The organism is Geobacter argillaceus (assembly GCF_007830735.1).
Taxonomy (GTDB): domain Bacteria; phylum Desulfobacterota; class Desulfuromonadia; order Geobacterales; family DSM-12255; genus Geomobilibacter; species Geomobilibacter argillaceus.
This window is the reverse complement of the sequence record NZ_VLLN01000003.1, coordinates 67207-91546: the sequence shown is the minus strand read 5'-3', so window position 1 is coordinate 91546 and position 24340 is coordinate 67207. Positions and strand designations below refer to the sequence as shown.

The window sequence follows — 24340 nt, the reverse complement described above, 5'->3', positions numbered from 1 at the left end:
CACCGGAGGTATGGCATGAAGCATCTCCTCGTCCTTGCATCTGCACTGTTCATGCTACTGGCACAGATGAGCCACCCCGTGCAGGCGGCAGAGTCTGACCTGAAAATCACCGAGCTGGCGGTGACCACCAAGATCGTCCGGAATAAGCCGATCGATTCGGTCCACCGCATTTCGTCGGCGTCGGTCAAGGCTCTCTACTGCTTCACCCGGATTACCGCGCCCGAGGATACGGATACCACCATCAAGCATGTCTGGTACCGGGGTGACGAAAAGGCGGGCGAGTATGAACTCCCGGTGAAGGGGGAGCGCTGGCGCACCTTCAGCAAAAAGGAAATCCAGCGTGGCTGGGCCGGCGATTGGCGGGTGGAGATTCTGGACAGTGACGGTAACCTGCTGCAGACGGTCAAGTTCCGGATAAACTGAAATAAACGGAGGGGGGAGACGATTCCCCCTTTTTCTATGCTGGAGGAATGACCGAGTAATGCGCTGGCTGTATGTGATGATTCTGGTCGTGACGACCTTCCTGTTCAACGGTCTTGCTGCTGCCGGCAACGGCCCCCAGGCGGTAATGCCCGCCAGCGAGCGTATAGATCAGCTCATGGCAGGGGCGATGGGCAAAGGTCTGATTGCCGGCGGGGTGGTGCTGATCGGCAATCAGGACCGGATACTGTTCGAAAAGCCCTATGGCCGGGTCTCTTCCGACCCTCACTCCCCACCGGTCACCAACGACACCCTGTTCGATCTCGCCTCTCTAACCAAGGTGGTGGCAACGACCCCGGCGATCATGAAGCTGGCTGAAGAACGAAAACTTTCCCTGGTCGACCCCCTCTCCCGCTGGTTTCCCGAATTCGTCGGCAAAGGAAAGGACGAGGTGCTGGTGGTGAATCTGCTCACCCACACCTCGGGGCTGGACGACTTCGGCCTGAGCTCTCTGGCGCCGATGCAGAGCGCCGTGGAAGGAGCGGCCGAGCAGAGGCTGAAGGGTGAGGTGGGAAGCCGTTTCCATTACGCCGACATCAATTTCATTCTCCTGGCCGAACTGGTCCGGAGGGTGAGCGGCGAGCCGCTGGATGTCTATACCCGCAGGCAGCTCTATGGCCAGTTGGGGATGAACGACACCATGTTCGCCCCCGGCGCCGTCCTGCATTCGAGGATTGCCGCCAGCCCCTCGGACCGGAGCCATCTGGCCGGTCAGCCCCAGGATTCCCTTGCCCGGCTGTTGGGCGGCGTGGCCGGTCATGCCGGGCTCTTCAGTACCGCCGGCGATCTTGCCCGGTTCTGCCGCATGGTTTTCGATGAAGGGGTGCTGGACGGGATACGGGTGCTGGAGGAGCGGACGGTGCGCCAGATGACTGCCCCGTATTTCTCCCGCAAGGGCCAGGTTGTCCGGGGACTCGGCTGGGACATCGCCTCTCCCTTCTCGTCCCCGCGGGGCAACGGCTTCTCCCGCAGCTCCTTCGGCCATACCGGCTACTCCGGCACCTCCCTCTGGCTCGACCCGAGCGCAGGGATATACGTGATCCTCCTGACCAGCCGCCTGGAATACAACAAGACCCACGAGTTCAGCCAGTTGCGAGGCAGCCTGTCGAGCCTGGCAGCAGAGCTGTACGGTGTGCCGCCGGCGCTGCGGGATCTGGAGGAGCTGGCCGGTGAGTGAGTGTCGGCGACATCGTAGGGGGCATGCTGTCTCCCCCATGGTTGTTCACTGGAGCAATAACAAGCCAACGATGGGTTGACATGATGTCGCCACGTCGTAAAGGGAGACGGGATGTTTCATCGTAGATGCGCCACCGGGGTCTGTGCCGGCATTATCGGCCTTGCAGTTGCCGTCGTGTTCCTTCTGTCACAGACGGTCCTGGCCGAGACCCTCTTCGACCGGTCGTTGCGCCAAGTCACCAGCCGGGCCGCACAGTCGGCACCGGACGATTTCTCCTTTGTCGTGCTCGGCGACAGCCGGGGGGATGACAAGGTCTTTACGGCTGCGCTGCGGCGGGCGTCCGCTTTCAAGCCGCTCTTCATCCTGCATGGCGGAGATCTTTCGGATAACGGCACAACTAAAGAGTTGGACCACGCACTACAGCTCATTGAGCGGACCGTGCCCGGCCTGCCGGTGTTCGTGGTGAAGGGAAACCACGAGCGGGACCGGGCGCTGTTCGAGGAGAAGGTCGGCCCGCGCAACTTCAGCATCGATATTGCCCGGCTCGGCTTCAAGCTGGTGGCAGTGGACAATTCCCGCAATAGTCTCGCAAAGGAGGAACTGGCCTACTTGCGCCGGCAGCTTGCCCTGCGCTCCCCCCTTGCTTTCGTTGCCATGCATGCGCCGCCCGGGACAGAACGCTGGAACTGGCATACGTTCAGCGAGGGGGCTCCGGAGCTGATTCGTCTCCTTAGCGGCGAAGGGGTGACCATGGCCTTTTTCTCCCATGTGCACCAGTTCGACCGGGACACGATCGGTACTGTGCCGGCCATCATCAGCGGTGGTGGCGGTGCGCCCCTGGTAGGGCGGGAGCTGTTCCCCGGCGAGCCGGTTTACCACATCGTCGTGGTGCGGGTCCGCAAGGGGATTGCCATGGCGGAGATGGTACCCGTTCAACCATGAATATTACCCTGGCCTCTCTGGTCCTGGACATCACCCTGACCGCCCCGCTCAGGAGCCCGGCCGCCCCTTTTGCCATCCGCACCTTTTTCCCCGCAGCGTTCAAGAGAGCTGTCGACCGACTGCACGAGCCATCCTGGTGGCAGGCAACGTTCGGGCAGCAACTCAGTCCGGACCCGGAAGCGGTCCGCCGCTACCAGAAGCCGCCGCTCCCCTTTGTCTTCGATCTGCCGGCGCTTTCAGCCGGCCACCGGGGCACCGCTGAGTTGGGTCTCACCCTGGTCGGCTCGGCAGTCAACCATCTTCCCGCGTATATCCTTGCGCTACGGCTTCTTTTCGCGGATGAGGCCTTTACTGGCAGGTTCCCCGTCCGCCTCGACGCCATAGCGGCCCTGGACGCGGCCGGCAGCAGGACTCTCCTCTGGCGGAATGGCGATGAACCACAACTTTCCGAGGTTCCCCTGGTTAGCGCTACCCAGCTTACCGATCGGGAGCAGGCGATGCCGGATCACCTCCACTTGGAGATACTTACTCCATTACGCCTGCTGCAGGATGGGCGCCCTTGCCGGGAGCCCGGTTTTTCCCTGCTGGCCCGTTCCCTGATGCGCCGTGTCTCGGCCCTGGCCTATTACTACGGCGGCGAGGAGCTGAATATGGATTTTCGCTGGCTGGCGGAGCGGAGCGCATCGGTGGCAACCGTCCGGAGCGAACTCCGTTGGGTCGAGTGGGGCGGTGGTGTCCAGGGTGTTGTCGGCCGGATCGAATTCCGGGGGGAACTGATTGATTTTCTGCCGTTCTTTCGGCTCGGCGAGCGGCTGCACGCGGGGAAAGGGGCCTCCTTCGGCCTGGGGCGCTATTCCATCCCGGCCGAGGTGTTGTAAACCGGCCAGGAACCGGTACACTGTCCATGGAATCTCGTAACTCGACAAGGAGCGTCCATGGCCCAGTCCCTCTGGAAACCACTGCTTTTGGTCATGCTCATGGTCCTGGCCATGAATTTGATGTATACCTATGTCGCCAGGCAGGCACAGGGCTCGGCCGAGATCAGCTACAGCCGTTTTCGGCAGGAACTGACGGCCGACAATGTCCGGTCAGTGACGCTCAAGGGGAGTGCCATCAGTGGTGAGTTCCGCGTGGCGGCCAAGGTGGAGCAGACCATCCAGGGGAGCACTGTCACGCGGAGCGTCTCGGCCTTTACCACCGTCCTGCCGCCCATTGCCGATACCAGCCTCATGGCCGACCTGACTGCCAAGGGGGTGGAGGTCAAGGCCATATCCACGGAAGTTTCCACGTTCACCAACCTGTTGATCTACATTCTGCCGTGGGCGCTGATCATCGGTTTCTGGTGGTTCGGCATGCGCAACGTCCGTTCCCAGGGCCCAGGCGGGATGCTGGGCGGATACGGCCGGTCTGGCGCCAAGGTCTATACCGCCGGGGAAAAGGTGAACGTCACCTTCGAGGACGTGGCCGGCATGGAGAGCAGCAAGCAGGAGCTGAGGGAGGTTGTCGACTACCTGAAGGACCCCAAGCGGTTCCAGACCCTGGGGGGAAAGGTCCCCAAAGGTATCCTCCTGGTCGGTCCGCCAGGGACCGGCAAGACCCTGCTGGCGCGGGCCGTGGCCGGCGAGGCCGATGTCACCTTCTTCAGTATTTCCGCCTCCCAGTTCATAGAGATGTTCGTCGGGGTCGGCGCCAGCCGGGTACGTGACCTGTTTGCCGGCGCCAAGAAGGCGGCGCCGAGCATCGTCTTCATCGACGAACTGGATGCGGTCGGCCGAAGCCGGGGGGCCGGGTTCGGCGGCGGTCACGACGAACGGGAACAGACCCTGAACCAGCTCCTCTCCGAGATGGACGGTTTCGATCAGCACGAGGAGGTCATCGTCCTGGCGGCCACCAACCGCCCGGACGTTCTCGATCCGGCCCTGCTCCGGCCGGGGCGGTTCGACCGGCATGTGGTGATCGAGCGCCCTGACTGGCGGGACCGGGAAAAGATTCTCCGCGTGCACAGCCGCAACGTTCCCCTTGCCCAGTCGGTCGATCTGGCGATCATCGCCCGGGGGACACCGGGAATGACCGGCGCCGACCTGGAGAATCTGGTGAACGAGGCGGCCATCATGGCGGCCAGGGAGGGGGCCGGTGCGGTCACGATGACCCACCTGGAGCAGGCCAAGGACAAGATCCTGATGGGGGGGGAGCGGAAGATGTTCATCTCGCCGGACGAGAAGCGGATCACCGCCTTCCACGAGGCAGGGCACACCCTGGTGGCCAGGCTCCTCCCCGGTACCGATCCGATTCACAAGGTTACCATCATCCCCCGTGGAATGGCCCTGGGGGTGACCCAACAGCTGCCGGTGGACGACCGTTACCACTATCCCAAGAGTTACCTGGAGAACCGGTTGGCCGTGGTCATGGGGGGGCGGGTGGCCGAACGGCTGGTCTTTGGCGAGGTATCCACCGGTGCCCAGAACGACCTGAAGGTGGTGACCGACCTGGCCGAGAAGATGGTCTGCCAGTGGGGGATGAGTGACAAGGTGGGACCGATGACCTTCAGCCGGGGGGAGGAGCACCCCTTTCTCGGTCGCAAGCTGGCCGAGGAAAAGAGCTTTTCCGAGGCGATGGCCTGGCGGATTGACCAGGAGATCAACGCCTTCATCCGGGAGGCGGAAGAGAAGGCCGAACTGGTCATTGTCGCCAATCGACCGAAACTGGACGCCCTGGCCGCTGCCCTGGTGGAAGAAGAGACCCTGGACGGCAAACGGGTGGAAGAGATAGTTGGCTAAGGGGCTTGAGCGATTTGCCGGCTAAGCCCCGATCAATATGAACAGGAGGAAGTTCAATGGACGTGCTGGAAGCGATCGGAACCAGAAGAAGCGTGCGCAAGTTTTCGGACCGGCCGGTGGAGCCGGAAAAGCTCCGGGCGGTGCTGGATGCGGCCCGGCTGGCGCCGTCATGGGCCAACCTGCAATGCAGCCGCTACGTGGTGGTCGAGGATGCGGCAATGAAGGCGCGGATAAGCGAGCTGTCGTACGTGGAGTCGTACTTTGCAACCAAGGGGTACAAGAGCAATCCTGCCCAGCAGGCGCTGGCCAACGCGCCGGTGGTGATCGTCGTCTGCGGGGACCCGACCCTGTCCGGTGATCTGCGGGGCCAGGAGTACTATCTGACCGATGTGGGGATTGCCACGGAGAACCTGATGCTGGCCGCCCATGCCCAGGGGCTGGGGAGCGTCTTTGTCGGGGTCTTCGACGAGGAGCCATTGGGAGAGCTGCTTAACATCCCTCCAGGGATGAGGATTGTCGGGCTCTTCCCGCTTGGTTACCCGCTGGAAGCGGCAAAGTCCGGGCCGTCCCGCAAGCCGCTGGAGGAGATCGTGCACTACGGAACCTGGAAGGGGTAATAGGGAGGAGACGAGAGGCAGGGGGAGTTTGAAGCCCCTGACTGCTCAGGCTGTTGCACGTTCTTTCTGCAGAACCTGCCGTACCCGGTCAAGTAGCTGCTCGGCCGTGAACGGCTTTTGCAGGAAGCTGAGTTCTTCCTCCAGGGTACCATGGTGGAGCACGAAGCTGTTCGTGTATCCGGACATGAACAGTACCGGTATGTCGGGAAACTTTTCCTGCAGACGGTCGTACAGTTCCGGCCCGTTCATGTCCGGCATGACGACATCGGTCACCAGAAGGTCAATGGCGGTAACGCCGGTTGTCAGCTCCAGCGCCTCGGTTGGCGAGGTGGCAACCAGTATGTTGCTTCCAATGGAGCGCAAAAGCTCCACCACCATTTCCCGTACGAGCTGGTTATCGTCGATCACCAGTATCGTTTTTCCGGCAAGCCCGCTGAAATCGGCTGGTGACGGCATAGGTGCAGTTTGTTCGCGATCATCCGTTGTCCGGGCTTCCGGCAGCAGAATGGTGAAGGTCGATCCGGTGCCGACCCTGCTTCTGACCTTGACTGATCCTTCATGTTGCTTGACGATTCCGTAGACTGTGGCGAGTCCCAGCCCGGTGCCCTGACCGACCGGCTTGGTGGTGAAGAACGGCTCGAATATGTGGTTCAGCACCTCATCCTCCATCCCCCTGCCGTTGTCCGATATGGCCAAAAGGATGTAGGGGCCGGTTTTCATTCCCGGATACACCCTTGTGTACTCTTCATCCAGGATGACATGGCCGGATTCGATAGTGATCGTGCCATTGCCGGATATGGCGTCCTGGGCATTTACCGCCAGATTGAGCAGGATCTGTTCGATCTGGCCCCGGTCGGCCCTGATCCGGGTTGCGGAACCGGACAGCCGCAGATCGATCGCGATGTTTTCCCGAATAGTGCGGCTGAGAATTTCGCGGAAGGCAACAATGACCTGGTTGAGATCGAAAGGCTCCACCCGCAATACCTGCTTCCGTCCGAAGGTGAGCAGGCGGCGTGTCAGCTCCCCGGCCTTGAGCGCGGCGCTCAGTATCCCCTCAACCTTCCTTAGGTAGGAAGGGTCGTCGCTGTCGCCTTGTTTCAGCATCTCCGCATAACCGATGATCGGGGTGAGCAGGTTGTTGAAGTCATGGGCGATGCCGCCTGCCAGCTGGCCAATCGCCTCAATTTTCTGGATATGCAGCAACTGTTCTTCCAGCACCTTCCGCCGCTTCTCCTCATTGACCCGGCCAATGGCGATGCCGGCCAGGTGGGCTGCCGACTCGGCCACCCGTATCTCCTCCGCCCTCTGTTGGCGTGGCTCCCGGTAGTAGATGGCCAAGGTTCCCAACAGGTTTCCGTCTGCGGACAGGATAGGCTCCGACCAGCATGCCCTCAACCCTTCATCTCTGGCCGGCTTGAAACCTTTCCAGTACGGATGTGTCTCGATGTCCTCGACCGCAACCCTTTTGCGCAGGAATGCAGCAGTACCGCAGGAGCCCATCTTGTTGGCGATCCGCAGACCATCGACCGCCAGGTTGTATGCTTCGGAGAGACCGGGAGCCGCTCCGTGACGCAGATGGCCGGTACCGTCGGCAAGCATGATGGAGCAGAGCGAGCCGGGAAGTTCCTGCTCGACCAGGCGTACGATATGAGTCAGCAGCGATTCAAGCGGTGTGCCGGTGGCCATCTCCTCCAGGATCTTCGACCGCGTCCGCGTCCGCAGCTCGTCCCGTTGCCGCTGGGTGATATCCCTGACGACGGTCAGAATCATGGGCCGCCCTTCGCTGGTCATGGTTCTGGCCCGCACCTCCACCGGCACGATGGTCCCTTCCTTTGTCAGGTAGGCCGAATCGAAAATCGCCTCGCCCACCTGTCCCAGCAACCTGATGTTGCCGGTGACCTGTTCGGCATATTCCGGTGGCTTGAATTCCTGCAGGCGCCGGCCCCGCAACTCGTTTTCCGCATAGCCGGTGAGCTGGCAGAGCGCCTGGTTGAAAGAATGGAGCCGGCCATCAAGATCAATCAGCAGGATGGCATCGTTGGCCGCGTCGATCTGTGCTGCCTTGGTCAGCAGCTCGCTCTGCTGTTTCGAGAGCATGCCGTGGGCATCACGCAGGTGATCCAGATGGCGGAACAGAAGCCCGATCAGGATGGCGACCAGCAGAAAGAGCGCTATCGCAAGGCATGCCTGCATTCGTTCAGTGACCAGCCCGCAGGTGGTGGCAAGTATCACTGTGCCGACAATGACAATGATGGCGAGTCTGACTCTTGCCTTGAGCTGGTCGATGTCAATCGCGGTCATCTAATCCCCTACATGCGGAACTGGGCCACTATCTGCTTCAGTTCGGCCGCCATGCCGGCAAGCTGGCTGGATGCGACCGCGGTCTGATGCGAACTGTCCGCCGCATGGCTGTTTACGTCTGAAATCTGGTGCATCCCCTTGCTTATCTCGTTGGTGGTGGCTGTCTGTTCCTCGGCTGCAACGGCAATCTGGTTTATCTGGCTGGCGACGTCTCCCACCTGGGCGAGTATGGCCTCCAGCGCCTTGCCGGACCGGGAGGCGTCTTCCGTCCCCTTTTCCACTTCCCTGACCCCTTCCACCATGGCCGCAACCGCCGATTGGGTTTCCTGCTGGATCGTCTTGATCATCCTGCCGATTTCGTGCGTGGCCTTGGTGGTACGTTCGGCCAGCGCCCGCACCTCGTCGGCCACCACGGCAAAGCCCCGCCCCTGTTCGCCGGCCCTGGCCGCCTCGATAGCCGCATTCAGCGCCAGCAGGTTGGTCTGGTCGGCGATATCCTCGATGGTCGCGACGATTTCGCCGATCTGGTCGGAGCGGGTGCCGAGAGACTCCACGGTCCTGGCGCTCTCCTGCACCTTTTCGGCGATCCGGGAAATACTGAGGACCGCCTTGCCAACCACCTCTGAGCCGTTTTTGGCGGTCTCGCCAGCCTGTTTGGAGATCTCCACGGCACGCAGGCAGTTTTTCGAGATCTCCGAAGAGGTGGCTGCCATCTCCTCGCAGGCAATGGCAATGGAGGTCGATTGCGAAGCGGCCCGTTCCGTCCCCTCGACGATGCTTGCCGATGTCCGGTTCAGCTGTTCGGCCGAGGAGGCGACCTGGACGGAGTTCTGGTTGATCCGCTCCACTATCGTCTTCATGTTGTCGAGGAAGCGGTTGAACGACCTGGCCAGGGAGCCGGATTCGTCATGCCGGTCGACGGTCAGGCGCCGGGTCAGATCTCCATCGCCGCTGGACATCTCGTCAAGGTTTTTCGCCACGTACCCAAGGGTCCTGGTGATGCCGCGGCTGACAGAATAGGCAATAAGCAGGCTGAACAGGGCCACCAGGAGATTCAGGCCGAGCAACATCCAGCGGATGGTGTTTACGCTTTTCTGGACATCGTCCACATAGACACCGGTACCGACCACCCACCCCCACGGCTCGTACTTCTTTACAAAGGAGAGCTTCGGATACAGTTCGTCGGTCGTCCCTCCTCCGGCTTTCGGCTTTGGCCACTCATAGGTGACAAATCCCTGTCCGGCCCGCTCTGCCACATCGTTAAAGGTGACAAACAGGTTTTTCCCTTCCAGTTTCTCCAGCCGTTCGGGAACCTCTCCGCTCATGCCGGTTGCCTTGTTGAACTTCGGATCGTCGAGGACCTTCCCGTCCAGCGCCGGCACGGTCGGGTGCATGATCATCCTGGGGAACGGTTTTCCCAGGTCGTTGATCCAGATATACTCCTTCTGCTCGTAGCGCATTCTGGAAATGATCTCCGCCGCCTGTTTCCGGGCCTGCTCCGGAGGCATACTGCCGGCCTTTGCATAGGCGTCATGCTGTTCGATGATCGCCATGGCCGCCTCGATCTGGTGGCGGGTGGCATCCATCTTTTCCTTCATGATCTTGCGTTCGAGGAACGGAAGCAGGTAGCAGAACAGCCCGAGCATCATGACGAGGATACTCGCCACCGTGATGAACATGATCTTGTACTGGATGTACCAGTGTCTGAAACGCTTCAACTGCATGAACAGCCTCCTTTGGTGTTGTTGAAAGAGATTCGTTCAGGCGAACAGTTCGCTGAGTTTTTTGCCTATCTGGCTGGTGGTCAGTACGAAGTCGACACAACCGGTCTCGACGGCGGCTTTGGGCATGCCGAAGATGACGGATGTCGACTGGTCCTGGGCAATGGTTATGCCCCCGGCCTTTTTGATGTGCGCGATTCCGTCCGCCCCGTCCCGCCCCATGCCGGTCAGGATAACCCCTGCCAGTCTCCCCCCGTTGTGCGGCTGGGCAGAGTTCATGGCCACGTCGATGGAGGGGCAGACCGAGTTTACCTTTTCCCCTTGGGACAGATGTATGGTCCGGTTGTTGCCCAACGTGAGATGGAGCCCTCCGGGGGCAACCAGGGCCACCCGGTGCTGAAGGGATTCTCCGTCGATGGCGAGACGCACCGGCATCGACAGGAACCGTGAGAGCGAAGCGGCAAAGGACTCATCGATACCTTTGGTGATATGCTGGACGATCAGTACTGCCGCATTCAGGGGGGGCAGGGTCGCGAACAGCTCTTCGAGGATGCGTGGCCCACCGGTAGACGATCCTATTATCAGCAAATTACTGCACTGCATACCTACTCTCCGTATCGAGCGGCCTCGTCGAGGTAGCCGAGATACCTCTTTACCGCAGCCAGGAATTCATCGGGGATGAACGGTTTGGTGATGTAGTCGATCACAATCTCCTGCAGCCCGTCCATTCCCTCGTCGGGGATATCAACGGCAGTAAGCATGGCTATGACATTCCCGTGGAGAAGGCCGGCGCGTTTTATTTCGCGAATGGTTTCCCAGCCGGTTTTGTCCGGCATCATCAGATCCATCAGGATCACCCCGCGAAAGCCATTCCTCAGGTGATGCAGGCAGGCGTCCGCACCATCGGCCGTCAAGACGTCGATGCCGTTGGCTGTCAGCAGGTCGCAGACCAGGTTTCTGATACACTCCTCGTCGTCGACAAGCATTACCTTTGGTTTCGGAGAGCCGTTCCCGATTGCTGGGGTGGATTCTGTCATGCAACACCTCCGGTCTTAATGGCGAGTCTGTTCACTCATCAGATGCTTGCTACTACAGTCAGGTATGGTCCTGGTGGCGCTCGTATATGTCAGAGTTTTGGGAACAGTGGGGTCACCAGGGGCTCTATGCTTTCTGGATTCTGGAGATATCTTGAAATTGGCTATTGGTATAACGCAGTTACATCGTTTTGGCGATCAATGCGAATATCTTAATTATCGGCAGGCAGGCGGGAACTTTAACTAAATGTGAACAGCGGAGAGTTTGGTGTCGTGCGGCGATCAGTGGGGGGGCAGCGAAACAAAACGAAATTTCAGGGATGAGCGTGCCGGTCGGCAACTACGCATGTTTTGGCACTGTGCGATTTTTGAGGGAAAAGTATATGACGGCCGAAGCGCTGCCGCTTCGGCAACATAAAGCGGTTGCGCGATATCTTGCCGAAGGGGCGGATACCGGCTACTCTTTACATACCAACATGGCAATTTCTAGTAGATGATGATATACCCGTGGTCAGTAGCGATCTTAGAGATCTCCAAGGGGTCACTGATTCTATAGCTCTTCCCGTCCAGGGTAAAGGTGTAGGTGCCGTCCTCGTTCCTGGTGGCGCTGTCCATCAGGGTTTCAAACAGTGCGGTCTTGACCATGCCGGTTCCTCCTGACCGCTTCTATACCACACTATTCCGGGCCGCGTAAAGATCCTGCCCGCGGACCCGGTTTCGGCCGGGCAGAGGAGAGTGCATGCACCAGCAGCGCCAGAGCGGCATACTGCTACACCCCACGTCCCTTCCCGGGCCGGGTGGTATCGGCTCCTTCGGGATCGAGGCGAGGCATTTCGTGGATTTCCTGCGGGATGCCGGCCAGTCCCTCTGGCAGATCCTTCCCCTGGGGCCGACCGGTTACGGCAATTCTCCCTACTCCTGCTATTCGGCGTTTGCCGGGAATCCGCTCCTGATAGACCTGCGGACACTTGTTGCCGAAGGTGATCTGCTGCCGGAAGAGATAGCCGACACCCTGCCGACGGAGCGGATCGATTACCAGGCGGTGACCGAGCACAAATTGAGTGCCCTCCGCAGGGGTGCAGAGCGCTTTTTCATTGCTGACGACCGTTCCCGGAAGAAGGAGTTCTGGCACTTCTGCGACACCACGTTCTGGCTGCACGACTTTGCCCTGTTCATGGCCCTGAAGGAGCATTTTGCCGGCAAGGGATGGAACCGCTGGCCGGCCCCTCTGGTCCGTCGGGATGCGGACGCCTGTAGCGAGCATTCCCATCTCCTGGGCCATGCCATCGGTATCCAGAAATACCTGCAGTGGCAGTTTTCCCGCCAGTGGCAGGCCCTGAAGCGTTACGCCAACGAGCGGGGGATCAGGACCATCGGTGATGCGCCCATCTTTGTCGCCTTTGATTCGGCCGATGTCTGGTGCAACCAGCATCTGTTCCGGCTCGACAAGGCCGGGAAACCGTTGGTGGTGGCCGGGGTACCGCCGGATTATTTCAGCAGGACCGGCCAGCGCTGGGGCAATCCGCTCTACGACTGGGAGCGGTTGGCGGCCGACGGTTACGGCTGGTGGATCGCTCGTCTGAAGAGCGACCTGGGCCTGTACGATCTGGTCCGGATCGATCACTTCCGGGGGTTCGAGGCGTACTGGGAGATCCCGGCCACGGAGAAGACGGCGGTGAAGGGTGAATGGGTCAAGGGGCCCGGCGAGGCGCTGTTCCATGCCTTCCGGGAGGCGATCGGTGACCTGCCGCTGATCGCCGAGGACCTGGGGGTCATCACCCCGGAGGTGGAGGCGTTGCGCGACCGGTTCGGTCTGCCCGGCATGAAGATCCTGCAATTTGCCTTTGATTCCGGCGCGGACAACGCCTACCTTCCCCACAACTATTGCCAAAGCAGCGTGGTCTATACCGGCACCCACGACAACGACACCACCCGCGGCTGGTTCAATGGGCTTAGCGAACGCCAGCAGCGCAGTGTCTGCAGTTACCTCCGCTGCTCCCCGCAGGAGGTGGTCTGGGAGATGACCCGGGCTGCACTGTCATCGGTTGCACGGCAGGCGATCATCCCGATGCAGGACCTGCTGGAACTGGACAGCTCGGCGCGGATGAACACACCTGGCGTGGCTGAAGGGAACTGGACATGGCGGATGCCAGAAAAGGTGCTCGGGAGAGGGTTGGCGGGTCGCCTGGCCGAACTCACATCCCTGTACAACAGGGGAGCCGGCCGTTGAAATAAGTTGTTGACTGTGTAACTGTGAACTGTTTATAGCTTATTTACTCACAAAGTCGGGAAATACTATCGTGAAGGAGACGTTATTATGGCTGACAGCACACTGAAGTTCGACACCCTGGCCCTCCATGCCGGACAGACGCCGGATGGCACAACCCTGTCCCGGGCAGTCCCCATCTACCAGACCTCCTCCTATGTGTTCAGGAGTTCGGAGCATGCGGCCAACCTGTTCGGCCTCAAGGAACCGGGCAATATCTACACGCGGCTGATGAATCCGACCACCGATGTGCTGGAGAACCGTCTGGCGCAGCTTGATGGCGGTGTCGGCGGCCTGGCGGTCGCCTCCGGTCAGGCGGCCACTACCTATGCGGTGCTCAATATCGCCAAGGCCGGGGACAACATCGTTTCCACCAGCTATCTCTATGGCGGCACCTACAACCTGTTTCACTACACCCTTCCCAGACTGGGGATCGAGGTGAAATTCGTCGACTCCTCGGATCCGGAGAATTTCCGGAAGGCGATAGACGACAAGACCCGGCTGGTCTATACCGAGTCGGTGGGGAACCCGAAGAACAACGTGGACGACTTCGAGGGGATCGCCAAGGTCGCCCATGGGGCCGGCATCCCCTTTATCGTGGACAACACGGTGACCACGCCGTACCTGTTCCGCCCCCTGGATCACGGTGCCGATATTGTCGTCTACTCGCTCACCAAGTTCATCTGTGGTCACGGTACGAGCATCGGTGGCGCCGTGGTGGACGGCGGCAAGTTCCCCTGGAACAACGGCCGGTTTCCCGAATTCACCGAGTCCGATCCCTCGTACCATGGCCTCAAGTACTGGGAGGCCCTGGGAAACCTCTCCTACATCCTCAAGATGCGAGTGACCCTGCTGCGCGACATGGGAGCCTGCCTCTCCCCCTTCAACGCCTTCCAGTTCCTCCAGGGGCTGGAGACCCTTCATGTGCGGATGCCGCGCCACGTGGAGAACGCCAAGGCCGTGGCAACCTGGCTGGAGAAGCATCCCCTGGTGTCGTGGGTCAACTACGCCGGGCTCGCCAGCCACCGTGACCATGGCCGGGCAGAGAAATACCTCCCCAAAGGGACCGGCGCAATCATCGGCTTCGGCATCAAGGGGGGAATGGAGGCCGGAAAGAAGTTCATCGACAACGTAAAGCTGCTCTCCCATCTGGCCAACATCGGCGACGCCAAGTCGCTGGTGATCCATCCCGCCTCCACCACCCACCAGCAGTTGAGTGAGGAGGAGCAGGTCTCCACCGGGGTGACGGCCGACTTCATCCGGCTCTCCATCGGCCTTGAAGATATCAGCGACATTATTGCCGACATCGACCAGGCGCTGCAGGCTTCGCAGCAGTAAAGGGCACCGTTATAGCGAAAAAACGGGATGGGCCGATGTGGCTCATCCCGTTTTTTCGCTGAAAGCAGGAGATGCAGCTACTTCTTCTTCCCCTGCAACTCCTCCACGGCCTTCTTGAATCTCTGTTCGTCAAATCCCTTTAGCACCTTTTCGTCGTTGCCGAGCACGATGACCGGCACCCCCTGGCTCTTGTACTTATTGATCAGTTCGTTCATGGCACTGTCGTCGAGCTCTACATCCTTGTTTATGAACGGTATGTTGTTGCTGGTCATGTATTCCTTGGCCTGGCGGCAGTGGGGACACCAGGAGGTCGAGTAGAGAACGATCTTCGGATACTGCAGCTTGACTGGCGCAGCCGGATTGATGGGGCTCTGGGGGGCATCGGTCGAGGCCGGCCCGGCGGCGGTGGTGACGGTAGCGGTGAAGAGCAGAAATGTGGCGGCGATCAGAATTTTTGTCATCTCGGATTCTCCTTTACGTTGCCGATCATCAGCTGGCGCCGGATCAGCGTGACGGTATGCGGTTTCGTTTCTCCAGGGCGATGGATCTTCAGGGTGACGGGGGTGCCGGACCGTCCCCGGAGCCGATGGTCGACCAGTTGCCTGAAATCGTTTCCCTTGGTTGGTTTGCCGTCTATGTGGGTGATGATGTCGCCAGCCTTTATGCCCGCCTGATGGGCCGGACCGCCGGCCACCAGTTGCCTGACAACGATCTGTCCGTCGGCCTGCGGAACACCGTCGATCCCGACGCCGCCGAAGTTCTTCGCCGAAGGGGCCGCGCTGACGCCCGTAGCGATAACTGTCTGCACTATGAATAATAAGAAAAAGATGATGCGCATAGGTTGGCAAAACTATAGCGCAGGGGCGGGATGGGGTCAACCCGGCTCTTGTTCCTGCGGCTGTCTGTGCTAGAATGGCAGCAATTCTGAAGTGACGGAGTATGCCATGTACAAGCGGGTTCGGGTGAAGCAGGCGCTGGCGAGCGGGCCGGAAACGGCGCTGGAGGTACGGGGATGGGCGCGGACCGTAAGGTGCGGCAAGGAGGTGGCGTTCATTGCCCTGAACGACGGTTCCTGCTTCGGGAGTCTGCAGGTGGTTGCCGGGCCTTCTTTGGCCAATTTTGACGAGATCTGCCGGCTCGGGACCGGGAGTGCCATTGCCGTCCGGGGACGGGTGGTGCCGTCGCCGGCGGCGGGTCAGGCAGTGGAGCTCGCTGCAGAGGAGGTCCGGGTCATCGGCCCGAGCGACGACAGCTATCCGCTCCAGAAAAAACGCCATACCATGGAGTACCTGCGGACCATCGCCCACCTGCGGCCCCGTACGAACACCTTTGGCGCGGTGTTCCGGGTGCGCTCCTCCCTGGCCCAGGCGATTCATAGATTCTTTAGCGAGCATGGTTTTCTCTACGTCCACACCCCGATCATCACCGGCAACGACTGCGAAGGGGCCGGCGAGCTGTTCCGGGTCACCACCCTGCCGCTGGACAAACCGCCGCTGGTAGGGGGCCGGGTGGATTACAGTGCCGACTTCTTCGGCCAGGCCACCGGGCTCACGGTGAGCGGCCAGCTGGAAGGGGAACTGTATGCCCTGGCCTTCAGCGACATCTATACCTTCGGTCCCACGTTCCGGGCTGAAAATTCCAACACCTCCCGCCATGCGGCCGAGTTCTGGATGATCGAACCGGAGATGGCCTTTGCCGATCTGCAGGACGATGCCCGGCTGGCCGAGGAGTTCTTCCGCTATCTCTGCCGCCACGTACTGGACGAGTGTCACGATGATCTGGCCTTTTTCAATGACCATATCGACAAGGGGCTGATTGAACGGGTCCGGCAGGTTGCTGATTCTTCCTTTGCCATGATGGAGTACACCGAGGCGATCGAGCAGCTGAAAAAGGCGCCGATTTCCTTCTCGTTCCCTGTCGAGTGGGGGCTCGACCTCCAATCGGAGCACGAACGGTACCTCACCGAGCAGGTGGTGAAGGGACCGGTCTTTATCGTCAACTATCCCAAGGAGATCAAGGCGTTCTACATGCGCCGGAACAACGACAACAGGACCGTGGCCGCCATGGACCTGCTGGTGCCCAAGGTGGGGGAGATCATTGGCGGCAGCCAGCGGGAAGAGCGGCTCGACCTCTTGGAGGCACGGATGGCGGAGGCAGGGATCGATCCGACCGGTCTCTGGTGGTATCTGGACTCCCGGCGCTGGGGGTCCTGCCCCCATGCCGGTTTCGGGCTCGGTTTCGAGCGGTTGCTCATGTATCTCACCGGGATGGAGAATATCCGCGATGTGATCCCGTTCCCCAGAACACCGCGGCATGCCGAGTTCTGAATCTGTGACAAAAAGATTTCCGGTCAACCGGCAGGGCACTGGTGCGTTTAAATTTAAAACTATGCAAAAGTGCAAAGGAGCAGGAGCTGGATAACGCGGCAGAGCTCAATCAATTCCTGGCACAGGTGGAGCGGCGGGCGTTCCGGATGGCCATGTATGCGGTGGCAGAGACAGAGGATGCCCTTGATATCGTCCAGGAGGCTATGCTGGTTTTTGTCAGGAATTACCGCAATCGGCCGGCAGCCGAGTGGCAGGTGCTCTTTCAGCGGACCTTGCAGAGCCGGATCACTGACAGTCATCGGCGTGCGGTGGTGCGCAACCGTTTCCGCACCTGGTTCGGCCTGGGCTCCAGAGAAGACGATGACAGTGACCCGATCGAGGGACTGCCTGATATCGACGGCCAGAGCCCGGCAGACCTCCTGGAACGAGAAGGATTGGGCAAGGCCATCGGTGAGGCGGTGGCAGCGCTCCCGCTTCGCCAGCAACAGGCGTTTCTGCTCCGTTCCTGGGAGGGGCTCGATGTTGCCGAAACAGCTTCTGCCATGGGATGTTCCGAAGGTAGCGTAAAAACCCATCATTTCCGTGCCGTGCGCACGCTACGAGAGCTTTTGAAGGAGTATTGGCCATGAGAGAGAATGAACATGACGGAACTTTCATTCGCTCCATCGTCCGCGGACTGGACGAAGAGGCCGACCGGCTGCCGCCGGTGGTGGTCGGCCGACTGCGCGATGGACGGATGCGTGCCATCGGGGTGCCGCAGGGGGGGTGGTTCAGGTATCGCATCGTTCCCCGCTGGATCACTGCCGGCGGATTCGCCACGGCCGCGGTCCTGGTTGCTGCCGTCTCCATCTGGCATGGAGGAGATCGCAGCAGCACGCAGGTCAGGAATCTGGATGAGCTGGAGATTGCTTCTGCCCAGGAACAGCTTGAGTTGTACGAGGATCTGGATTTCTATCGGTGGCTGGCCGACCAGCCCGGCAGTGCCGGGCACGGGGGCGTGAAGAGATGAAGCGCGCCCGGTCGGTAGCGATGGCTGTCATTATGCTTTTTTGGGGGGTGACCGTTTTTGCGGAGCCGGCCCGGATACCATGGCAAAGCCTGCCACCCGAAGAACAGAACACCTTGAAACCGTTTGCCGATCAATGGGACACCTTTTCCCCTGAACGTCAGGAACGTCTGCAACGAGGTGTTGAACGGTGGCGTCAGATGACGCCGGAGGAGCGCCGGGAGGCCGGGCAACGGTTCCGGCGGTGGCAGGAACTTCCCCCGGAGAAGCGGGAAGAGCTCCGGCTCAAGTTCGACAGGTTTCGTCGTCTCCCACCCGACGAACAGGAAAAGGTCCGGGAGCGGTTTCGCTGGTTCCGGGCACTTCCGCCCGAAGCACGGCACAGCCTGCGTGAGGAGTGGCACAGCCTGCCTCCTGAAGAACGTCGGGCTATCACGGAGCGATGGCACAAGATGACTCCTGAGGAGCAGCGGGCGGCACGGGAGCGTCTCCGCGAACAGGCCGGGCATGGCAGTGGGGCAGGGGGCAGTGTAGACCACAATCGGCCGTGAGTGCTGACCGTTTGAGATGCAAGGATATGAGGTTATGCTGATGAAAACCCGATTGGCAGTGATAATCGGCTGCCTTCTTCTGGTTGGTATTATCGGGGTTGTGGACTACTTCACTGGCGATTATTCCCTGGTAATCTTTTACCTTATCCCGATAAGCGGCGTGGCATGGTATAGCGGTCGCCGGAGCGGCCTGTTGCTCGCCTCTGCCAGCTGGGTGACCAGGATTGCCTCTGACTATGCCCTCCATGGTGCAGAACTACGCTCTTCCCTCCACTACTGGAACTTTACCGTTGAAGCACTGTTCTTCTTCATTGTCGGTACCCTGGTAACCACCTTGAAGAACGCGTTGAGCAAGGATTGACGAGTGCCGACAGGTTTGTGATCATGGTCACAGGATCACCTTGCCAGATGTCTTGACGGTTAGGGGAGCCCCTTGGTACGATACGTTACAATTTGCGTTTAGAAATCAAACTGATAAGCGATAAGACTAAACCTCCAGCGATGGCGGGGCGGATAGCCCAAGGGTCTCACGAAGACAGCCGGGTGCCGAAATATCAGAAGATATTCCTGCGCCCGGCTTTGTTATTTCATACCCCAGTTGTCCCCAACCGTGGAGGTGCCCGATGTCGTTTTCTTTCAACCCTTCTGTTGAGTATGTAAAGATCGACGAACCTTCCCTCTACGAACTCTTTCAGTCCAAATCGCCGGTTGTTCCCGATGACCCTTCCTTTTGTGGCCGCCAGTGCGAGGCATATATCTGTACTGCCAGAGAGGGGCAGCAACTGCGCATCTTCGTGTCATTTCTCGATACGGGCTTCAAGCAGATTCACGTCTACACTCCGGATAGCGATCCCACCGATGCGGCTGATTATCTGCGTCTGCTGGCGCAAGCCCATGAGTTTGTCGCTGCCAAGGGGTTTGTCGTGGAAAAGGTCAACATCGATTTCAGCGCGGCAATCCGCCAGGTGATCATTCGCAGTCTGCGGATCATGCGTCCACCGGCAGCTTCACAGAAGAAACTTCTCCATCTGGTCCCGCCAGTTGAAAAATCATTGATAGAGCCAGCAGTGGTTGAAAAACCTTTAACAGCACCCCACAAGGAGCAGGTGGCTCCCGAACAAATAGCATTGCTCCGGTCTGAGTTGGCTGAGGCGCTGGCGGCAAGGGACACAACGGCGAAAAAGTCGGAAAACGAGCTGGCTGCGGTTCAGAAACTTCTGGCAAAGGCCGTTGCCGAAAAAGAGGCGCTAGAGCAGCAGCTGACCGCGGAAAAAGCTGCCGGAGCAGCGGCCCTGGAGGGGTTGCAGGCTGAGTCGGCCGCATTGACGGCCCACTTGGTGGAGGAACGGGCAATTAACAAGTCCCTGATCGAAAAGCTGCAAAGCGAGCTGGATACGGCTGCCGGCGTTGCCAATGCCGAATTGGCCGCCCTGGCCGGAGAGCTTGCCGGGGCCAGGGCATCGCTTACACACCTGGAGCAGGTACAGAACGAGCTACAGGAGGCGCGCCTGGAACTGACGCAACTCTCCAAGGACAACAGCCTCATCCTGGTAGAACTGGAGCAGCTTGCGGAAGAACGCAAAGCCGAACGTGCGGCCAGTGCCGATGAGCTTGTTTTGCTTCGGGCGGAAAATGAACGATTGACCAAGGCCTTGCTGATTCAGGAACAGGTTGCGCAGCGCGAACAGACGGCTCTCCGGGCCGAACTGCGGGCCATGGTGGCCGAGATGGCTGCCGGTGGCGCACTGCCGGTGCAGCACTCTGTTCCGTCCCCGGACAGGGACAATGTTGTCGCACCTCCCGCGGTTGCCAGCACACCATTGACGGTGCCGGAACAGGAGCATGAGGACCTGCACGAAGAGGAGGCGGATGCTTCATCGTCAGGCGCGGAAGAAGCATTGGCGATGCTGGACCCCGAGAGCCCGTTCAGTGCCGCTGGAGCAGATTCCACGACAGAGTTCGGGCTTGACGCCGGCCTCGACACCGTGCCGTACCGCTCATCCGTAGATGTGCTGGCAGTGTTCCTTTCCATCAATACGGTTCAGGCGGTTCCCATCGGACGTGAGGTCCAGAAGTGCAGTGGATATGTCTGCGCCGTGGCCGAAGAAGGCCTGCCCCGTATCTATATCGCCTGGCACATGCCGGAGAGCGGCCGGGTTGCCGTCTATGTGCCGCACCAACAGCCGGCTGACAAGGCATCCTGCGCCACGGTGCTGCGTGATGCTATTCAGTATTTCGAGATCATGGGGTTCATGATGGAGAAGCACGATCTGGGTGCCACGCCGCAAAAACGGCGGAGCGTGCTGAAAAAGATCCCGGTACTCAAACGGGTTGAAAAAGGTCATGCTGAACATCCACAGCAAGAGCCGTTAAGGCAATCCGCCTGAACCGGGGCAGTCAGTCCGGCAGAATTCCGTTGCATCCCGTTGTCCGGCGCGTTACCGTGCAGCAGATCTCATTTCGGGTGGCTGCAGATGGCAACGTACTCCTTGCTGGGCATTCTCTTTATCACCGCCTTCGTCGCCGGGCTCATCGACTCCATAGCCGGCGGCGGCGGACTCATCACCATTCCCGTTCTCCTTGGATGCGGACTACCTCCCACCGAAGCCCTCGGTACCAACAAGCTGCAGTCAAGTTTCGGTTCCGGCAGTGCCATGCTCCACTTTGTGCGGGCCGGAGTGGTGCACCTCCGTGACTGTCGCACAGGGATTCTCTGCACCACCGTCGGTGCCGCCGTTGGTGTCTGGGCGGTGCAACGCATCGATCCCAACCTCCTTCGCCACCTCATCCCCTGGCTCCTGGTGGTGATTGCCGCGTACACCCTCTTTACCCCGCGCCTCGGTTTCGAGGACCGCGCTCCGCATTTCCCGGCGGGTCCCTTCTATCTGCTGGTTGGCCTGAGCATCGGTTTCTATGACGGATTTTTCGGCCCGGGCACCGGCTCGTTCTGGGTGGTCGCCCTCATGCTCGGCCTTGGTTACAACATGACCAAGGCCACCGGCTATACCAAAGTGATGAACTTTACCAGCAATATCGTTTCCCTGGTGCTGTTTCTCGCGGCCGGTCAGGTCAGGTTCCGCGAAGGACTGGTCATGGGAGCCGGTCAGTTTCTCGGGGCACGGGTCGGCTCGAAGCTGGTCATCCGCCGGGGAACGGGGTTCATCAGGCCGATTTTCATCGTGATGGTCCTGGCCGTCACCGCGCGACTGCTCTATCTCAACTACCGGTAACCAGTCTCTCCCCGACTTGCCCAAGTACACAATCAGGGCACCGAGAAGGTGCCATAGACCGGGTTGGACAGGTTGCCGTACGAGTCGCTCAGGTAAAGGGTGAAGTCGTAGGTGCCGGCCATCATGGTGATGTAGTCGATGGAGAAGGAGATGGTGCCAGCCGCATAGCCGCTGAAAGTCCTGAGGTCGGTTCTCGTCCGGGACGCTTCTCTGCCGGTGAGACGGTTGGTGACGACAATGGTCATGTCGTACAGGTCGGCATCATGGTCGGTGAACGAAATGGTGCCGGTGACCAGTTGGGTGGTCCTGTCCTGCGTGTACTGAAGTGACGTGATGTCCGGCGGATATGATACCTGGACCGGAATGGTCACCGCGACCTCGCTGCCGCAGCCGGTAAGGGCCATCATCAGCATCAACCCGCCGAACAGCGCCGTACATAATCTCGTTTTCATATGTTCCCCCCACGATGTCGGATCTCTTTAACCGTGAGCCCAGCATAGCAGGAGGATATCATGCAAGCCACCGACATCGGCCGGTCTGCGACCCGATGTCGGGTTCCATGAGGGGGTGGAAGTGGTCAGTAGATAGCGTAATTGTCGGGGGAGGAGAATATCTCGCGGAGCAGGAGATTGTTCAGGTGGTGGCCGGTCTTGTATGCCTCGATTTTGCCGAGGATGCGGTAGCCGCTGGTGTAGAGGTCGCCGATCAGGTCGAGGATCTTGTGGTTCACCAGCTCTTTTTTGTAGCGGAGGCCATGCGGATTGACGATGTCGTCGTGGCCGATGACCACCGCATTGTCCAGGGATCCTCCCTTGGCCAGTCCGGCCTTTTGGATCGCCTCGATCTCTTCCTGCAGGACAAAGGTCCGCGAGTTGATGATGGCAAAGGCGTTCTCGACGTCGGTCACCCTCTTGCGCTGTTTGCCCACTGGAGGCCGGAATTCGATGGTCATGGAGATGTCCAGCGTATTGAGCGGCCTGATACGGATATAGGCGTCGTTGAAGGTGGCCTCGATCATCCGGTGGGGCTTCAGGTAGACCCCGGTTTCCGGGAACTCGTACACCCCGGCCCGCCACATCTCCTGATAGAACTCCCAGGCCGAACCATCAAGGATCGGCACTTCCGGGCCATTGATGTACACCAGGCAGTTGGTGATGCCGGCAAAATAGAAGGCTGCCATCAAATGTTCGATCGTGGCGACCGACCCTTTTTCTCCGGCAATCTGGGTGGAGAGACGGGTGTCGTTGACCCGGTCGAAGCGGGCCGGAATCAGGCAGTCCCCCAACACGAAGGCGATACCGGTCTCGCGGCGGGGAAGAAATTCCAGCGTAACCGGGCGGCCGGTGTGGAGGCCGATCCCCGTGATTCTGAAGATTTTATTGATGGTGGTCCGGCGTTTGATCATTGGCCATTTATCGCACAGAAACGGTGGCGCGTCAACGGCTGGAGGTAGTCGGAGTTCCCCTCGGTACGGGTCAGGTCGGAGGTGGGAGGGGGTGGCCGATGAGCGAGAGGAACTGTTCGGTCAGGCGGTAGGTGATTCCCCAGAGAACCGGCCCCTCCGGTCCCAGCAGGTCGAGGGCCGGCCGGTAGTAGGTCGTGCTGTTGAACGGTATGGAGGTCAGTTGGTGACGTCCTGGCATCAGCAGTTCGTACAGGGGGAACCAGAAGGCTTTGGCCACTTCATCGTTGGGGGCGAGCTCCTGGTCGACGGTAAGGGCGTAGACGAAGCAGGAGACCTGTATCGGCAGGTTGGTGCCGGTGATGTCGTCCAACTGCCCCAGATAGCAGGCGCAGTCCAGGCTTAAGCCCACTTCCTCCAGTGTTTCCCGTTCAGCTGTTGCCCTGACGGAGTGGTCGCGTTTTTCCACCCGGCCGCCGGGAAAACCGATATTGCCCGACCAGGGATCGTGCTCATCGTCTGCCCGCCGGATGTACAGCAGTTCAGGGCCGTCAGTTCCGTTTCGGAGGATAATGGCGACGGCGCTTCGCTGGGTGGCTGATTCGAACCGTTTCGGACTGTATCCTGCCAATGCCCGGGCGATATCGCTCAGGGTGATTTGTGGCTGTTCAAGGTTTAAATCGCTCATGTCACAACAGCACCAGAAGGATCACACCACCGCTGAAAACCGACAGGTTGCAGATGGCGGAGAACGCGTGGAGCCGGGAGAATTCGCGGCGCAGCGGATGCTCCTTGCTGGTGGTCTCGAAGGAGGGGATCTCCTTCTTGAGCGCTGCGGCCCGCGGCTCGATGACGAATGCCTGAACCGAGGTGATGGTCAGCATGGCCAGGATGATGACGAGCCTGGCACTGAATGCCCGGTCACGCAGCACCAGGAGAGTGGCCAGCGCAACCGCTCCGCAGGCCAGCCCCCAGCGGAAGTAGCCGGGGAAGAGGATGCCGACGATGCTTCCTGCCTGGTCGCGCGTCAGAGCCCGAAAAAGAGTGGGGGTGAGTACAAAGGTGAAGATGGCTATGCCGCCAACCCAGAAGGCGACCGCCACTCGGTACAGTATGGAAACAAGCTGCATGGTAACCTCTGCCAACTAATGGGAATCAGGATAATCCCTTT

At 60.1% G+C, this 24340-nt stretch carries 26 protein-coding genes and 1 riboswitch; of the genes, 15 read left to right on the top strand and 11 right to left on the bottom strand.

Features of this window, described 5'->3' with window-relative positions; all coding sequences use genetic code 11:
- The first annotated feature begins 15 nt into the window (after positions 1–15).
- The 6 genes from JN12_RS03335 to JN12_RS03310 all read left to right on the top strand — a co-directional run bounded on the left by JN12_RS03335 (position 16) and on the right by JN12_RS03310 (position 5993).
- The gene (locus JN12_RS03335; RefSeq protein WP_145018122.1) at positions 16–423 is read left to right on the top strand and encodes a DUF2914 domain-containing protein; all 408 of its coding nucleotides are present in this window, start codon (positions 16–18) and stop codon (positions 421–423) included.
- A 58-nt stretch (positions 424–481) separates the two neighbouring features.
- On the top strand, positions 482–1657 hold the full coding sequence (locus JN12_RS03330) for a serine hydrolase domain-containing protein (protein WP_246125736.1): 1176 nt from the start codon (positions 482–484) through the stop codon (positions 1655–1657).
- 111 nt (positions 1658–1768) lie between these two features.
- Positions 1769–2599: a metallophosphoesterase family protein gene (locus tag JN12_RS03325; RefSeq protein WP_145018119.1), complete on the top strand. Its 831-nt coding sequence runs from the start codon at positions 1769–1771 to the stop codon at positions 2597–2599.
- Positions 2596–3477: a CRISPR system precrRNA processing endoribonuclease RAMP protein Cas6 gene (gene cas6 / locus JN12_RS03320; protein ID WP_145018116.1), complete on the top strand. Its 882-nt coding sequence runs from the start codon at positions 2596–2598 to the stop codon at positions 3475–3477. Before JN12_RS03325 ends, cas6 begins: the two co-directional genes overlap by 4 nt.
- Positions 3478–3534: 57 nt before the next feature.
- Complete coding sequence (gene ftsH / locus JN12_RS03315) at positions 3535–5376, top strand: ATP-dependent zinc metalloprotease FtsH (protein ID WP_145018113.1); 1842 nt, start codon at positions 3535–3537, stop codon at positions 5374–5376.
- A gap of 56 nt (positions 5377–5432) precedes the next feature.
- The gene (locus JN12_RS03310) at positions 5433–5993 is read left to right on the top strand and encodes a nitroreductase family protein (protein WP_145018110.1); all 561 of its coding nucleotides are present in this window, start codon (positions 5433–5435) and stop codon (positions 5991–5993) included.
- A 45-nt stretch (positions 5994–6038) separates the two neighbouring features.
- On the opposite strand, the gene JN12_RS03305 is transcribed toward JN12_RS03310, so the two are convergent.
- The 5 genes from JN12_RS03305 to JN12_RS03285 form a co-directional block, all read right to left on the bottom strand.
- A complete protein-coding gene (locus JN12_RS03305; protein WP_145018107.1) occupies positions 6039–8294 on the bottom strand; it encodes an ATP-binding protein in 2256 nt (751 codons plus the stop codon).
- 8 nt (positions 8295–8302) lie between these two features.
- Complete coding sequence (locus JN12_RS03300; RefSeq protein WP_145018104.1) at positions 8303–10018, bottom strand: methyl-accepting chemotaxis protein; 1716 nt, start codon at positions 10016–10018, stop codon at positions 8303–8305.
- A 36-nt stretch (positions 10019–10054) separates the two neighbouring features.
- Positions 10055–10618, bottom strand: coding sequence for a CheB methylesterase domain-containing protein (locus JN12_RS03295; protein ID WP_145018101.1), 564 nt, complete (start codon positions 10616–10618; stop codon positions 10055–10057).
- Positions 10619–10620: 2 nt separating this feature from the next.
- Entirely contained in the window at positions 10621–11052 is a 432-nt protein-coding gene (locus JN12_RS03290; RefSeq protein WP_145018099.1) for a response regulator, read from the bottom strand.
- A gap of 483 nt (positions 11053–11535) precedes the next feature.
- Complete coding sequence (locus JN12_RS03285; RefSeq protein WP_145018096.1) at positions 11536–11694, bottom strand: hypothetical protein; 159 nt, start codon at positions 11692–11694, stop codon at positions 11536–11538.
- Between the two features lie 94 nt (positions 11695–11788).
- Between JN12_RS03285 and malQ the strand changes: the two genes are divergently transcribed.
- Together malQ and JN12_RS03275 are read left to right on the top strand one after the other, a co-directional pair.
- Positions 11789–13279 carry a 4-alpha-glucanotransferase gene (gene malQ, locus JN12_RS03280; protein WP_145018093.1) on the top strand — a complete coding sequence of 497 codons (1491 nt, stop codon included), beginning with the start codon at positions 11789–11791 and terminating at the stop codon, positions 13277–13279.
- An 87-nt stretch (positions 13280–13366) separates the two neighbouring features.
- A complete protein-coding gene (locus tag JN12_RS03275; RefSeq protein ID WP_145018091.1) occupies positions 13367–14653 on the top strand; it encodes a homocysteine synthase in 1287 nt (428 codons plus the stop codon).
- Positions 14654–14730: 77 nt separating this feature from the next.
- On the opposite strand, the gene JN12_RS03270 is transcribed toward JN12_RS03275, so the two are convergent.
- Together JN12_RS03270 and JN12_RS03265 are read right to left on the bottom strand one after the other, a co-directional pair.
- A complete protein-coding gene (locus JN12_RS03270; RefSeq protein ID WP_145018088.1) occupies positions 14731–15114 on the bottom strand; it encodes a glutaredoxin domain-containing protein in 384 nt (127 codons plus the stop codon).
- A complete protein-coding gene (locus tag JN12_RS03265) occupies positions 15111–15461 on the bottom strand; it encodes a S41 family peptidase (protein WP_246125735.1) in 351 nt (116 codons plus the stop codon). The genes JN12_RS03270 and JN12_RS03265 overlap by 4 nt, the downstream gene beginning before the upstream one ends.
- A 136-nt stretch (positions 15462–15597) precedes the next feature.
- Between JN12_RS03265 and asnS the strand changes: the two genes are divergently transcribed.
- The 7 genes from asnS to JN12_RS03230 all read left to right on the top strand — a co-directional run bounded on the left by asnS (position 15598) and on the right by JN12_RS03230 (position 21767).
- Positions 15598–16980 carry an asparagine--tRNA ligase gene (gene asnS, locus JN12_RS03260; protein ID WP_145018082.1) on the top strand — a complete coding sequence of 461 codons (1383 nt, stop codon included), beginning with the start codon at positions 15598–15600 and terminating at the stop codon, positions 16978–16980.
- Between the two features lie 41 nt (positions 16981–17021).
- Positions 17022–17609 (top strand): RNA polymerase sigma factor, encoded by a 588-nt coding sequence (locus JN12_RS03255; RefSeq protein WP_211360491.1) that lies wholly within the window; start codon positions 17022–17024, stop codon positions 17607–17609.
- Positions 17606–17989, top strand: coding sequence for a DUF3619 family protein (locus tag JN12_RS03250; RefSeq protein WP_145018079.1), 384 nt, complete (start codon positions 17606–17608; stop codon positions 17987–17989). The genes JN12_RS03255 and JN12_RS03250 overlap by 4 nt, the downstream gene beginning before the upstream one ends.
- Positions 17938–18537: a DUF3106 domain-containing protein gene (locus JN12_RS03245; RefSeq protein WP_246125733.1), complete on the top strand. Its 600-nt coding sequence runs from the start codon at positions 17938–17940 to the stop codon at positions 18535–18537. Before JN12_RS03250 ends, JN12_RS03245 begins: the two co-directional genes overlap by 52 nt.
- A gap of 40 nt (positions 18538–18577) precedes the next feature.
- A complete protein-coding gene (locus tag JN12_RS03240; protein WP_145018072.1) occupies positions 18578–18898 on the top strand; it encodes a hypothetical protein in 321 nt (106 codons plus the stop codon).
- Positions 18899–19013: 115 nt separating this feature from the next.
- Positions 19014–19088: riboswitch (cyclic di-GMP riboswitch) on the top strand.
- A gap of 72 nt (positions 19089–19160) precedes the next feature.
- Complete coding sequence (locus JN12_RS03235) at positions 19161–20924, top strand: coiled-coil domain-containing protein (RefSeq protein WP_145018069.1); 1764 nt, start codon at positions 19161–19163, stop codon at positions 20922–20924.
- Between the two features lie 87 nt (positions 20925–21011).
- Positions 21012–21767, top strand: a complete 756-nt coding sequence (locus tag JN12_RS03230) for a TSUP family transporter (protein ID WP_145018066.1) — start codon at positions 21012–21014, stop codon at positions 21765–21767.
- A 32-nt stretch (positions 21768–21799) separates the two neighbouring features.
- On the opposite strand, the gene JN12_RS03225 is transcribed toward JN12_RS03230, so the two are convergent.
- The 4 genes from JN12_RS03225 to JN12_RS03210 all read right to left on the bottom strand — a co-directional run bounded on the left by JN12_RS03225 (position 21800) and on the right by JN12_RS03210 (position 24299).
- The gene (locus JN12_RS03225) at positions 21800–22219 is read right to left on the bottom strand and encodes a hypothetical protein (protein WP_145018064.1); all 420 of its coding nucleotides are present in this window, start codon (positions 22217–22219) and stop codon (positions 21800–21802) included.
- A gap of 125 nt (positions 22220–22344) precedes the next feature.
- The gene (gene lpxC / locus JN12_RS03220) at positions 22345–23172 is read right to left on the bottom strand and encodes a UDP-3-O-acyl-N-acetylglucosamine deacetylase (RefSeq protein ID WP_145018061.1); all 828 of its coding nucleotides are present in this window, start codon (positions 23170–23172) and stop codon (positions 22345–22347) included.
- A gap of 70 nt (positions 23173–23242) precedes the next feature.
- Positions 23243–23857, bottom strand: coding sequence for an NUDIX hydrolase (locus tag JN12_RS03215; protein ID WP_145018058.1), 615 nt, complete (start codon positions 23855–23857; stop codon positions 23243–23245).
- Between the two features lies 1 nt (position 23858).
- Positions 23859–24299 carry a DUF4149 domain-containing protein gene (locus tag JN12_RS03210; protein WP_145018055.1) on the bottom strand — a complete coding sequence of 147 codons (441 nt, stop codon included), beginning with the start codon at positions 24297–24299 and terminating at the stop codon, positions 23859–23861.
- Positions 24300–24340 lie beyond the last annotated feature (41 nt).